General features: G+C 58.4%; 11 protein-coding genes. 5 read left to right on the forward strand and 6 right to left on the reverse strand.

What is annotated here, in order from left to right:
• Positions 1-76: 76 nt before the first annotated feature.
• Entirely contained in the window at positions 77-1,144 is a 1,068-nt protein-coding gene (locus VO84_RS14215) for a threonine aldolase family protein (protein WP_058188247.1), read from the forward strand.
• Between the two features lie 50 nt (positions 1,145-1,194).
• On the forward strand, positions 1,195-1,950 hold the full coding sequence (locus tag VO84_RS14220; protein WP_058188248.1) for an SDR family oxidoreductase: 756 nt from the start codon (positions 1,195-1,197) through the stop codon (positions 1,948-1,950).
• A 54-nt stretch (positions 1,951-2,004) separates the two neighbouring features.
• Here the strand turns inward: VO84_RS14220 and VO84_RS14225 are convergent, their stop codons facing one another.
• Together VO84_RS14225 and VO84_RS14230 are read right to left on the reverse strand one after the other, a co-directional pair.
• Complete coding sequence (locus VO84_RS14225) at positions 2,005-3,714, reverse strand: PDDEXK family nuclease (RefSeq protein WP_231737940.1); 1,710 nt, start codon at positions 3,712-3,714, stop codon at positions 2,005-2,007.
• The gene (locus tag VO84_RS14230; RefSeq protein WP_058188250.1) at positions 3,654-4,190 is read right to left on the reverse strand and encodes a YfiT family bacillithiol transferase; all 537 of its coding nucleotides are present in this window, start codon (positions 4,188-4,190) and stop codon (positions 3,654-3,656) included. The genes VO84_RS14225 and VO84_RS14230 overlap by 61 nt, the downstream gene beginning before the upstream one ends.
• A 343-nt stretch (positions 4,191-4,533) precedes the next feature.
• Between VO84_RS14230 and tldD the strand changes: the two genes are divergently transcribed.
• The gene (gene tldD, locus VO84_RS14240; protein ID WP_058188252.1) at positions 4,534-6,000 is read left to right on the forward strand and encodes a metalloprotease TldD; all 1,467 of its coding nucleotides are present in this window, start codon (positions 4,534-4,536) and stop codon (positions 5,998-6,000) included.
• A 69-nt stretch (positions 6,001-6,069) separates the two neighbouring features.
• On the opposite strand, the gene VO84_RS14245 is transcribed toward tldD, so the two are convergent.
• The 4 genes from VO84_RS14245 to VO84_RS14265 form a co-directional block, all read right to left on the reverse strand.
• Positions 6,070-6,621 (reverse strand): DUF4199 domain-containing protein, encoded by a 552-nt coding sequence (locus VO84_RS14245; RefSeq protein ID WP_058188253.1) that lies wholly within the window; start codon positions 6,619-6,621, stop codon positions 6,070-6,072.
• A gap of 131 nt (positions 6,622-6,752) precedes the next feature.
• Positions 6,753-7,238: a helix-turn-helix transcriptional regulator gene (locus VO84_RS14250; protein ID WP_058188254.1), complete on the reverse strand. Its 486-nt coding sequence runs from the start codon at positions 7,236-7,238 to the stop codon at positions 6,753-6,755.
• Positions 7,239-7,432: 194 nt separating this feature from the next.
• A complete protein-coding gene (locus VO84_RS14260; RefSeq protein WP_197414032.1) occupies positions 7,433-8,119 on the reverse strand; it encodes an ankyrin repeat domain-containing protein in 687 nt (228 codons plus the stop codon).
• A 14-nt stretch (positions 8,120-8,133) separates the two neighbouring features.
• On the reverse strand, positions 8,134-9,297 hold the full coding sequence (locus VO84_RS14265) for a hypothetical protein (protein WP_157439892.1): 1,164 nt from the start codon (positions 9,295-9,297) through the stop codon (positions 8,134-8,136).
• Between the two features lie 670 nt (positions 9,298-9,967).
• Here VO84_RS14265 and VO84_RS14270 point away from each other — a divergent pair.
• Entirely contained in the window at positions 9,968-11,377 is a 1,410-nt protein-coding gene (locus tag VO84_RS14270) for a TldD/PmbA family protein (RefSeq protein ID WP_058188258.1), read from the forward strand.
• Positions 11,378-11,391: 14 nt separating this feature from the next.
• Positions 11,392-12,642: an excinuclease ABC subunit UvrC gene (locus tag VO84_RS14275; RefSeq protein ID WP_058188259.1), complete on the forward strand. Its 1,251-nt coding sequence runs from the start codon at positions 11,392-11,394 to the stop codon at positions 12,640-12,642.
• The last annotated feature ends 2 nt before the right edge of the window (positions 12,643-12,644 follow it).

Consider the following 12,644-nt stretch of genomic DNA (forward strand, 5'->3'; position numbering starts at 1 on the left):
AATACATTTTATGCCTGTTTTGTGAATTCTCATGCCGGTATGAGCCGGGCGCTTCCAGCGCTATTCTTAAAGCAAGATGAGCACAACGGTTTCCCCTTCGACGGCCTCAACAGAGCAACAGTTCGGCAGCGACAATTACGCGGGCATCTGTCCGGAGGCTTGGGCGGCCATGGACGAAGCCAATCGCGGCTTTGCCCCCGCCTACGGTGACGATATCTGGACCGAGGGCGCAGCAGATGCCTTCCGCAAGCTCTTTGAGACCAACTGCGATGTCTTCTTCGTTTTCAATGGGACAGCCGCCAATTCGCTGGCTCTGGCTTCGCTGTGTCAGTCCTATCACAGCGTCATCTGTGCCGATTCATCGCACGTCGAGACAGACGAGTGTGGCGCACCGGAGTTCTTCTCAAATGGTTCCAAGCTTCTGGCCGCGCAGTCAGACGATGGCAAGATATTGCCGGAGCAGATTCATGAACTGGCCGTCAAACGCCAGGATATCCACTATCCCAAGCCGCGCGTCGTCACCATCACGCAATCGACTGAGACAGGGCGCGTTTATACGACAGCCGAGACAAGGGCAATCGCCCTGGCCTGTAAAGCGCACAACCTCTCACTGCACATGGACGGTGCGCGCTTCGCAAATGCCTGCGCCTATCTAGGTGAAACACCGGCAGAGATGACATGGAAGAGCGGCGTGGATGTGCTCTGCTTCGGCGGCACAAAGAACGGAATGGCAGTAGGCGAAGCAGTGATCTTCTTCAATCGCAAGCTGTCAGAGGATTTCGATTATCGCTGCAAGCAGGCAGGCCAGCTAGCTTCCAAGATGCGCTTTCTGTCCGCACCATGGGTCGGGATGCTGGAGACAGGCGCATGGCTCAAAAACGCTCGTCATGCAAATGCCTGCGCCCAGCACCTCGCGCGACAGGTGGAAGGAATTCCCGGCGTACAAATCAGTTCGCCGGTAGAAGCCAACGGCGTATTCCTGCTGGCTTCAGAGCAAATTCTCAACAAGCTGCGAGCGCGCGGCTGGCGCTTCTACACCTTCATAGGTGGCGCAGCGCGATTCATGTTTGCCTGGGATGCGAGTCTCAAACGCGTGGATGAATTGGCAGCCGACATTCGCGAATGCGCAGGCGCTGGAAACTGACCTGCGCGAGGGAAATTACGGACGTATGATTCTCGGGGAGGGAATCAGAAATGAATCCAGGTGGGAACACAATTCTGGTCACCGGCGGCGGATCAGGCATCGGCCGCGGACTGGCCGAGGAGCTGCAAAAGCTGGGCAATCACGTCATCATCGCCGGCCGGCGGCGCAGCGTTTTGGACGAGACAACAGCGGCCAATCCCGGCATGAGTTCCATGGTCTTTGATATCGAGCAGGCAAGCGGCATTCGTTCCTTCGTGCCCGAGTTGCTGGCCCAATTCCCCAAGCTGAATGTGGTCATCAACAACGCGGGCATCATGCGTCCGGAAAAGTTGCTGGAGCAGCCCGAGGATCTCGCGGATGCTGAGGCAATCGTGACGACAAATCTCCTCGGTCCAATCCGGCTTATCGCAGCGTTGCTTCCGCATTTCCAGCAGCAGCCCGGCGCGACAATCATCAATGTATCGTCAGGCCTCGCATTTGTGCCCCTGTCGGCCACACCCACCTACTGCGCCACAAAGGCAGCGATTCACTCCTACACGCAATCTCTGCGCGAACAGCTGAAGGCGACAAAGATTGAGGTCTTGGAAATCATTCCGCCCTATGTGCAGACAGACTTGATGGGCGGAGCAAAAGATCCACGCGCCATGCCGCTCACGGATTTCATCGCCGAGACAATCGCGTTGCTCACCACCCAGCCCACGCCACCAGAGATTGCCACTGAGCGCGTCAAGTTCTTGAGCCAGGCAGCAAGTCGCGGTGAATACGAGAAGGTCTTCGGCATTCTCAACGCGCAGCACTTCGAATAGCACGAACAATAGGTAGCAATCAGCGCGTCCGATCAAATCTCCGGCGCGCTTCTCTCATGCACTGCGTTTGCGAAACACAATACCAAGCTCCTCGCGCCAATGTTCATTCAGCGCGATCAGCTCCCATTCGATCTCCGGCGAAAAATAGCGCAGCACGGGCTCATTCGCCGGATGAATCCGCAAAGCCGGCGCAGCAAGCAGCAGCCGCGGCGGCAGCTGCGAAACACGCTCTCCATCGAAATAGCCATGCCGCTCAAACGCGGACAGAGCATTGCCATCCCCGCCAATCGGACGGTCAGCATTCAGAGATCGCACACGGATCCAATAATCCAACGCCTGCATCGGAAGATGGAGATCCTCATGAGCCTTGATCTCCATCACCACGAGGCGGCCATTGCGATCGATCGTAAGAATATCCAGCATCCCACGGTCGCCCGAGGAAAGCGCAGGCACCTGCGAATAGATCAGCTCGCCGCGCAGACCCGGCAGAAGCTCAGGCAGCTCGTGGCGCAGGCGCGACTCCAGCCATCGTTCAGCCTGGATGCGGAAGAGTGGATCTTTGTGATCGCCATTGGAATGCCGGCTCGCAAAAAGCCGCGTGAAAAGCTCGCGGGCCAGGGGCTCAGTCTCCTCGGTTAGCGGAGTTTCATGCGGACCCGCGCCAAAGCTGATCTCATTCTGCTGCACAAAGGAATTAGCAGCAAATCCACAGCGCACACGCGCAAACTCCAGCCCATGAAGCGCAAGCGAGACCTCACCGGCAGAGCGAGCCTGCACCTCCGTGCGTTTTTTGCCGCCCTCTGGCAGCAATGCAAATATCTGGTCAATCCCGGACTGGCAGCGCTCCACAGCAGCCTGCACGGAGAAGGACTGCATCAACCGTGACGATGCGTTTCCGGTGTCGCGGAAGTCAACCTGAGTCAGCTCTTCGCTCCGTTCATCCAGCGTGTATAGCTCAAAATTCGCAGCAGCATGGTTGAGCCACGCCATACGCTCCGCAGTCACGCGCCATGTATTTGCCGGAACAATGATCTTCAGCCCGCCAAAGTGTCGGCGAACATCTGAGTGTTGGCGGCAATAATCCAGCCAGAGAATGCCAAGAGTGAGAATGCCTTCGACGATCGCGCTGGATTCATCTTCCCCGGCCCCGATCACGGCCTCGGCCGTCGTGCCCTTGAGCAAGCGGCCGCGCACATACGCAGGACCGAAGCTGTGCTCCAGGTCCATCGCATTCCGGAGCCCATCCACCTTGAATCCAATAAAGCTTCGCGAAAGCACGCGCTCCAGCAGTCGCTGGTAGTTGCGGCGCGCGGCTTCGCGAGCAGTTGGCGTCCGGCGGTCACTGTTCGGAACAATCTCAAGCGCTTGCGGCTTAGCTGCGCCCATCTTGCGCGTCAGAATGCGAAGCGATTGCGCGCGATGCTCCACTCCGACCACGGTACGCATAAGGTTGCGCTCATCGCTCCATAGTTGCAGCAGGCAGCGCCCATGCGATTCAGTAACGGAGTACCGCGCCAGCCGCATATCGAAGAGTCCGCGGCCCTCCTCAAGAATGGCAGCCTCGGGATGCGCCGCAAAGTACTCTTCGAGCTCACGCGCCAGCTTCTCCGGCGCAATCTCTTCCCCAGACATCTTTTCCCGCACAGTACTGCTGCTCTTGCGAGCACCCAGTGACGAGCCCTTGCCTGCCAAGGCCATCGGAGCTACCAGCCCATCCGTTCGCGAAGCGTCGTGATATGCGCAAGGTGGTGGCGTGCGTGCCAATCGTATGAGGCCAGGTTGCGCTCAACGGTCATCGGGCCGCGTTCGGGATGCTGGAAGGTGCACTCGAACTCCCCTTCCGGCAGAGACTCGAGCAGCGCGACCAGCCTCGCATGAACACCGTCAACAATCATCAGAGAGGGATCGATAGGCAGGCTGCTGTCGGGCAGCATAGCCCAGGCAGCTTCCTCGTAGGGTTTAATGATGGGGTTGTCTTCGGTCAGCGCAAGCTTAAAGCGGATATAAGCGTTGGCATGACTGTCCGCTATATGATGCACAAGCTGTCGAACAGTCCAGCCGCCTTCGCGATATGGGGTATCGAGCTGGGCGTCGCTCAGATCGTAAACAGCGGCGCGGAGTAGCAGAGGAAACAGCCGGAGGGTTTCTATCTGCTCCGCGCGTGTGGAAATGACTGCAGCAGCATCAAAGCGGCCAATTGGATAGCGCAGGTCTTCCAAAACCAGCGTGGGGGAGGTCATGAGCAAACCTTACCATGAGCACGCCACATAAGCGCGAGAGCCAATAGCAGCGCCCGTCTCAACTGGAATTAGGCCGCCTGGCGCCGACTCCGGTCTTTCTTTGGGAGTCGGCTCAGGGTTACGCGGCGTGGTGATGGTGATGATAGTGGTGATGGTGATGATGTGCAGCAAACGCAGGCGTGGCAACGGCCGCAAGCACCAGGACAAGCAGGGAGGAGACAAACAGCTTCTTCATACTGTGACTGTAGCACTCACCGATAGAGAGCGGAATACAGCGGACGATGCAGTTTTGATGGCGTGGAATCAAGTAAGCAACCTGGAACAGGCGTAAACTTAAAGCACGATGAGTATTCCGGAACCATCCCCCCATCCCGAATCCAACTCCGGCCACAAGCGTTATTTTTTCGAGAAATTTGGCATTACGGAACGGCTCCTGGAACGCTGTCTTGGCGAAGCTCTTTCAGCAGGCGGCGATTACGCGGACCTCTATTTTGAGTCCGTGACGGCCATAAGCCTCGGCGTAGACGAGCAGATTGTGAAGTCGGCCAGCCAGGGCACCAGCGCCGGATGCGGAATCCGCGTCCTGAGCGGCGAACGGACAGGGTACGCCTACACTGACAACCTCAATCCCGATCGACTGCTCCACGCGGCAAAGACCGCAGCCCTGATTGCCTCCGGACCGTCAAAGCAGCCAATTCAGGGGTTTACAGAAGCTCCAGCGGCGGACCTCTACCCCGTCCCGCTCGGCGGATTCGATCTCGACCTCGCAGCCCGTCTGGAGCTGATTCTGCGCGTTGACCGCGCCGCGCGGGCCTTTGACGCGCGCATCACCCAGGTACGCGCCAGCTACAGTGAAGAGCTGCGCCGGATTCTGATAGCCGCCTCGGACGGATCGTTCGCCAGCGACACGCAGCCACTCTGCCGTCTGAATGCATTTGTCATCGCCAAGGATGGCGTGCTGACAACCAAGGGTTCAGCTGGAGCAGGCGGCAGAGCTGGTTTGGCACAATTTACAGGAAGTAAAAGCCCGGAGGGCCTCGCGCGAGAGGCAGGGCGCGGCGCCATTCTGCAGCTTGGCGCAGTGCATGCGCCCGCAGGCGAAATGGAAGTGGTGTTAGGCCCAGGCTGGCCGGGCGTTCTCCTGCATGAAGCGGTAGGGCATGGCCTGGAAGCGGATTTCAACCGCAAAGGAACCTCAGCCTTCAGTGGACTCATCGGGCAAAAGGTAGCCAGCGCCAAGGTCACGGTAGTCGATAACGGCACCATGGCCGGCCGTCGCGGCTCACTGAACGTGGACGATGAAGGCTCGCCGACACAGGAAACCGTGCTGATCGAGAACGGCGTGCTGAAAGGCTATCTGACAGACAAGCTTTCAGCGCGGCTCATGGGCACAGCCAACACCGGCTCAGGCCGGCGCGAAAACTACCAGTCCATCCCCATGCCCCGCATGACCAATACCTACATGCTGGCCGGCGAGGATGAGCCCGAAGACATCATCCGCTCCGTCAAACGCGGCCTCTACGCGCCAAACTTCGGCGGCGGCTCCGTCGACATCACCAACGGCAAGTTCGTCTTCTCCGCCTCAGAGGCGTACCTCATTGAGGACGGCAAAATCACCGCCCCCGTCCGCGACGCCACCCTCATCGGCAACGGCCCTGAAGCGCTCAAGTATGTCTCCATGGTCGGCCACGATCTCAAGCTGGACGAGGGCATCGGCACCTGCGGCAAGAACGGCCAGAGCGTGCCGGTAGGCGTAGGCATGCCCACCGTCAAGCTGGACCGCATGACCGTAGGCGGAACAGGCAGGTAGCTTCCTCCGGCAAGTAAACTCACAATCCAAAAGCAGAAAGGCCGGAGCCCACGCCCCGGCCTTTCTGCTTTATGCAGTCATCGCTCCAGCGGCGGCAGCAGGTTCAACAGAGGCTTTGCGACGCAGCATGGCAGCGGAGATGAGCGTGATGAGAAGACCAACCGGCAGCGGCTCCATAAAGGTGTAGGCCATGTTGATAATGGGGGTCTGATAGCTCTGCTGAGATTGCTGAATAGCCGCTACCTTCGCCGCCGTGGTGGCGGGATCCAGTCCGGCGGACTGGACCTTGTGAATCTGCGCGGCCCAGTAGCCGTCCATAAAGTGGGGCATGAAGTTGAAGTAGAGTATCTCCCACGTCGCGACATAGCAGACGCAGGTGATCAGGGTGATCAGGAGCCCACAAGTAAAGGCGCGGCCAAAGGAGATCCGGCCGGCCAGGGTGTTGTCTCGGTAGCTGCGAATGCCGAAGTAAACCAGCAGGAATGACGCCACCATGATGGTGTAGCCAAGAACCATGCTGTGGCCGGAGCCGATCTTGCTGGAAAGCAAAAGCGAGCTGTCCATGAGGACGGAGATCATAAGGCCGGCGATGAGGCCAAAGGTAAGGACGGTTTTCTTCATGTGAGGCTCCTGTTGCGAGTGAGGTGCGAGTCAGAATGAACTCACCATGCCGTGTACCGGATCCGGATGTCGTCATACTTTCGCATGATTTTGCGGGATTCAAGCCTAAATCGTGCTTTCGGATGACTCAGTCACGGCAAAAGGCCCAGTTCTTTGCCGCGCAGCACCGCCTGGGTACGGCGGGCAGCTCCCAGTTTGTCGAAGGCGCGGGCGCAGTGCGTCTTCACGGTGTTTTCAGAAACAAAAAGCTGAGTGGCAATCTCGCGATTGCTGAAGCCGCGGGCCACCAGGGCGAGGATTTCGAGTTCGCGCGCCGTGATGCCAAGACTCCGCTGCTGCGCCCTGTCGGGAGCAAAGGGAACCGTATCGGTAGCAAGCGGGGCAGGTGCCTCCGCGGGAACAAGCACCTCCCGCACCACCACCCTTTCGCGGACGATCTCACGCCTGCGCGTAATGCGCAGCCCCAGCCAGATGCCGAAAGCCGCGAAAAGGACAGCGACCAGCGCGCCATAAAGCTCAATGGAGTGCTCAATGACGACGAAGCGGTATTCGGTGTATTGCAGGGTGGCAATGAGCAGGCCGCCCACGAGACCGAAGATGAGAACATGGCGCTTCATAACGCGTTTGTAAAGAAGTGTATCTCCGCCAACTCCGGCTCCTCAGACCTCAAGGCTCCTGCACAAGCATTACTTCCGTCCATAGTCCTTTCGTGCAAAATCTCCTTCAGGAAAGGCGTAGGCATGCCGACGATTAAGCTGGACCGCATGACGGTCGTCGTAAGAGGCAGATAGCCGGTCTGCGCAACCATGCATTACTTATGCCCGCCATGTGCCTGCAGAATAGTGACGATCTTCCCATTGTCCGCATAGAACATCGGAGGATGGTGCGCCAGGTCCTGAGCATTCGGGTCTGCGCCGAAATCCAGCAGTATCTTTAAAATCTCAATCTTGCGCCCCAGCACCGCCCGGTGCACCGCAGTTTGTCCGTTAAAGATCGTATAGTCCGGATTCGCGCCATTAGCCAGCAGCACCTGCACATCGTACGGAAGATTCCGGTCAATAGCGAGCGAGAGCGGCGTATTGGCATTGCTTAGCTCCACATTTACATCGGCTCCATGCGTCACCAGCAGTTCCACCACCTCCTTGTGGTAGTAAGACTGAAGGGCAAGCGTAAGAGGCGATTCTCCATAGTGGGACATTCCTCCGTACTCTGTTACGTATCTCACGTCTGACTGTGCGTTTACATCCGCGCCGTTGGCCAGCAGCAGCGCCACAATCTCCGGCCGGTCGTATTTAGCCGCCAGATGCAGGGGCGTGTAACCCAGGCTATCTCTGCTTGAAACCAGGTCGGGATTCTGCTTGAGCAACGCAATCACCGTCGCCTGGTCGCCCTTCCGCGCCGCCTTGTGGATCGGGCCGGCAAGCGCAGCCTCACTCACAGCCAGCAGGAATACCAGCACTACTGAAACGGGAATGCATCGGGCAGCAGTCCGGGTCAATCGGCACATGGCATTTACGGCTGCGGCGTCTCTGCGCCAGCGGCAGTGTCCGGGACGATTCTCCATGTGGAACCAAGCCTGTGGTAGTCGGTAAATGTAGTCCGATTCAGATACATGCGTTTCACAGTGCTGATGCTGTGCGTCTGCTGCGTGCAGTCGTTGAATCCAACCACGCTGAAGGCCAGGCTGCGGATCGGGCAGTTATAGACCTTTCCACCAATCTCCACCGGACCGTACTCCACCACGGAAGCAATGTGCGATAGCGGGTCGTCAGTGTTCGAGTCCGCCTCAATGGTGACGCGCAAAACCGTGCCCGATGCGGGGTCAAGCGCAATTGTTCCATGGTATGCAGGTTGGCCGTGAAAGGTCGATTTTCCAAGACAGGCATAATTCACGTCGAAATGCGATTCCTGCTGCGGCACCGAATATCGAAAAACAGCACTCGCGCCCGTCAGACCTTTTTCCCAGTGATCGAACGCGATGGTGTCCGAGGTCACGTCAGTCAGAACCACTGCAGGCTCCGGTCCAAACTCTCCCGAGCTTTCCAGGCCAAGCGATAGCGCCGTTTGCTGGCCCTGAGAATTCTTCATCGGATCGATCAGCTCTTTTCCGTCACGAAAGGTGATCTCCCGGCTGTACTTCCCGCGTGGAAGCAGGCCGACCATCACCGGCCGGCTGAGTTCATTCAATCCCGGAGGAATGCCGTAATACCTTTCCGTCGCCCGCGTTGCAAAGAAATTCGGAAGACGCGCAAGTGTCTGTGCAACGTAAACGCGCGCTTCTTCCAGCATCTGCTGCTGATGGCTCGCATCGGGCGGCGGCATATCTGGCAACTCGCTGGCCGGCGGATTAAGCAGTGCGGAGCGATCTGCAAGCAACTGCAGCGCCTGCTTTGCATGTGGCCCCACTGTGTTCTTTGCCTCAATGTCTGCCAGCGTTACAGAGGTAAGCCGTTCTGAGAGTTGGAACTGGTTGATCTCGGTTGCCACATTGTCATCCTCAAGCTTCGCAACCGGGTCCGCGCCTTGGCTGGGATGAGCCAACAAGGCATCCGCAAGCTTTTGCCGCAGCTCACTCACGGGGATAGGCGCCTGCGTGCGTGCGGAGATGCCCTGAGCCGTCACCGCCGCACTCAGCGCGGCCAACAGAAGAATCAGAATGGATGCTCGAAACCTCAAAATCACCGCTCTGCAGCAAAGGACTCTAACCAACCGCGCCCACCACGATAACAGATTTGCGCAGCCGCGTTGGAAATCGGCGATGTTTCACTTTGAAGGGTCTTCAGCCCGTACATCAAATGCGCTGAATCAAGGGGGCTTTAGCCATGAGGGAAGATTTTATTCAAACTGACTCGGCAAGCATTACTTTGGTCTATAGTCCTTTCGTACCGTCCCGCTCCTAAAGAAACTTTGCGTGCAATTAGGGGCATTTGTGCCACACTCATAATCAGCAGCAAAAAGACGGCCCGAATCCTCAGGGATTCGGGCCGTCTTGTGAAGGGACGGTACGGTACCCCTCCCCCATCCCCTCTGCACCAGGGTTGGTGCAAAACCGAACCGTCCCACGCTGTCTTCAAAAATGAATTTGCAACCAGCAAGCCGGAAGGATAGCAGTAGTTAATCTGCGGAACCTCGTAACGTATTGATTTATATGGCATAGGGGAAGTCAAGGCGAACACCTCCGGGCGCCCCCATTTTCGTCCATAAGTATAATAGAAATCAAAAACTTGCAGGCAAATGTGCAAATTTTTTTTATAAATTTGGTAACCTGCTTCTGTTAATTATCTGGTAACTCCCACATCGGCGAGAGAGTCACCGCTCGTAACGCCGCATTTGATAGCTTCAAATCATGCCAGAAGTAGTTTCACAATCGGAACATACTGACCTCGATCTCGAGTCGCTAGCCTCTGACGTCGTAGCAATGGCGATGAAGGCCGGCGCAAGCGACGCCGAAGCCGTAGCACGCGAAGGCGACGAGTTCAGCGTGGACGTTCGCATGGGCCAGGTGGAGACGCTGACGGAATCAGGCTCGCGGGCGCTCGGACTGCGCGTGCTCTTCGGCAAGCGGTCAGCATCAGCCTCCACCAGCGACCTGACGGCTGACGGAATCCGCCAGCTCGTTGAAGGCGCAGTGGCACTGGCACACATCACGGAGGAAGACCCGTTCACCGGCCTGCCTGAGACAAGCGAGTTTGGCACGACACCGGGCCCAAATGGAGACGACCTGCGCCTTTACTTCGAGGATGTCTACTCACTGCCCAATGAGCAGCGCATCGAGATGGCCCGATCGGCCGAGTCCTCAGCGCTCGCGTACGACAAGCGTATTACCAATTCCAATGGCGCCAGCTTCAATGCATCCACCGGCCGCAAGGTCCTCGCCAACTCACGCGGCTTCGTAGGGAGTTATCGCTCCAGCTATGCAGGCGTTTCAGTTGTGCCTCTGGCAAAAGATGAAAACGGCCAGATGCAGCGCGATTTCTGGCATTCAAGCGCGCGCCGTCTCATCGATCTTGAATCACCGGAATCCGTAGGCCGCGAGGCTGCCCGCCGTACTCTGCGCCGCCTCGGCGCACGGCGCATGCCCACGCAGCAGGTGCCAATTGTCTTTGCTTCAGAAGTAGCGCGGTCGTTGATCGGTTCCGTCTTTGACGCCGCATCGGGAGATTCCGTCTGGCGCAGCGCCTCGTTCCTCGCCGGCAAGCTGGGCCAGGCAATCGCCGCATCGAGCCTCACCATCGTCGACGACAACATCATGGTCTTCCCCAGCGGCGTGGCTGCCTTCGGCACCTCGCCATTTGACGATGAGGGCCTGCCAACGCGACGGACCGTTATCGTCGAGGACGGCACCCTGCGGAGCTATCTGCTCAACACGTACACAGCGCGCAAGCTCGGCATGAAATCCACGCACAACGCGGCGCGCGGACTTGCCGGGACGCCCGGCATCGGCTCAGGAAACCTCTATATGGAGCCCGGAACGCAGACCCCGGAGTCCATCATCGCCGCAATCCCGAAGGGCCTCTATGTGACCGGCCTGATGGGCCAGGGCGTCAACCTTGTAACCGGTGACTACTCGCGCGGAGTAACCGGTCTATGGATTGAAAACGGCGAGCTGACCCATGCCGTAGAAGAGGTAACAATAGCCGGAAATCTGGCCGAAATGTTGCAAAACATCTCCGCCATCGGCAACGATCTCGTCTTCCGCAGTTCAGTCGCCGCGCCCACCCTGCGCATTGACGGCATGACACTCGCAGGCGCATAAGTCAGACTAGATTCGTGCAGCCTGAATTCCAATCTATTCCGTTCGATCCCGCCGAGCCCAGAGCAGCGCTCGGTGAGCTTCCCCGCGAGGCTGCAGTCTTCGCGCTCTATGGGGAAGCCGCTCACGCCGAGCCCTACATCGGTCGCACACCGAACCTTCGCGGACGCCTGGAGCGGTTGCTCATTCCATCGCCAAGCCATCCCAGGCGACTGCAGCTCGCCAGCCGGGTGCGCCAAATCGCATGGCGCGCGACAGGATCAGACTTTGAGGCCCTGCTGATCCAGTTTGAACTCATCCAAAAGGTATATGGGCCAAAGGCCTTGGAGAGGATGCATTTACGCATGCCGGCCTTTGTGCGGTTTCTCGGCGGCAATCCGTATCCTCGCGTAACCATAACCAACCGTCCCAGCCTGCGTGAGGCCGAATGGTCTTACGGCCCGTTCGCATCGCGAGCAGCAGCGGAGCGCTTCGCCGACGAAATGCTGAAGCTCTTTCTCCTGCGCCGCTGCACAGACGACCTGAACCCTGATCCCAGTCATCCCGGCTGCGTCTACTCGGAGATGAAGATGTGTCTCGCGCCCTGCTACAAGGGCTGCAGCGATGAACGTTACGCCGAGGAATCCAACGAGGTAGAAAAATTCCTCGCCACCCGCGGCGAAAGCAAGCTGGTGACTCTAAAAACGCAGCGCGACGCAGCTTCGGCAAATCTCGAGTTTGAGTCCGCGGCAGCCATGCACGCACAAGTGCAGAAGGTCGAAAGCGTCCGCGCCCTTGCCCCGGAATTGGTAAAGCCGCTAGACCAGCTGAGCGCCGTCATCCTTCAGGAATCGGCGCAGCCCGACGAGGTAGCAGTCTTTCTCTTCAACCAGGGCCAGCTATGCGGACCAGCCGCATTTTCAACACTAGGAATGCGAATTCAGAACGAGCAGTCTGGCTCCAGCTCACTCTTCGCCCAGCCCATGGCGCTTGCCGCCATCCCTGAAAACTCCTCCGAAGGCCCTGCCTCGCCGCTGGTGGCGCGCAACATGCTGGAAGAGCGCATGCAGACCATCCTGACGCAACTTGCCGTGCCCTCGGCGCAACCTGACGTCACAACTCGTCAGGGCCATCTGGCTTTGCTGAAGCGCTGGTATTACCGCCCGGAGGTCAAGCGTCCGGGAGAAATATGTTTCCCCGACGCCGAAGGGCACTGGCCCATCAAAGCCATGCTGCGCAGCATCGGCCGCGTAGCAGCCAAAAGTCTCGCTGCGGCAAAATCTTCTTAGTG

It is taken from the genome of Occallatibacter gabretensis (assembly GCF_001449115.1).
Taxonomy (GTDB): Bacteria; Acidobacteriota; Terriglobia; order Terriglobales; family Acidobacteriaceae; genus Telmatobacter; species Telmatobacter gabretensis.

Excerpts from the sequence above, each read along its gene's own strand:
- VO84_RS14215 (WP_058188247.1), top strand. The coding sequence starts at position 77 with ATGAGCACAACGGTTTCCCCTTCGACGGCCTCAACAGAGCAACAGTTC.
- VO84_RS14220 (WP_058188248.1), top strand. The coding sequence starts at position 1,195 with ATGAATCCAGGTGGGAACACAATTCTGGTCACCGGCGGCGGATCAGGC.
- VO84_RS14230 (WP_058188250.1), bottom strand. The coding sequence starts at position 4,190 with ATGACCTCCCCCACGCTGGTTTTGGAAGACCTGCGCTATCCAATTGGC.
- tldD (WP_058188252.1), top strand. The coding sequence starts at position 4,534 with ATGAGTATTCCGGAACCATCCCCCCATCCCGAATCCAACTCCGGCCAC.
- VO84_RS14245 (WP_058188253.1), bottom strand. The coding sequence starts at position 6,621 with ATGAAGAAAACCGTCCTTACCTTTGGCCTCATCGCCGGCCTTATGATC.
- VO84_RS14250 (WP_058188254.1), bottom strand. The coding sequence starts at position 7,238 with ATGAAGCGCCATGTTCTCATCTTCGGTCTCGTGGGCGGCCTGCTCATT.
- VO84_RS14270 (WP_058188258.1), top strand. The coding sequence starts at position 9,968 with ATGCCAGAAGTAGTTTCACAATCGGAACATACTGACCTCGATCTCGAG.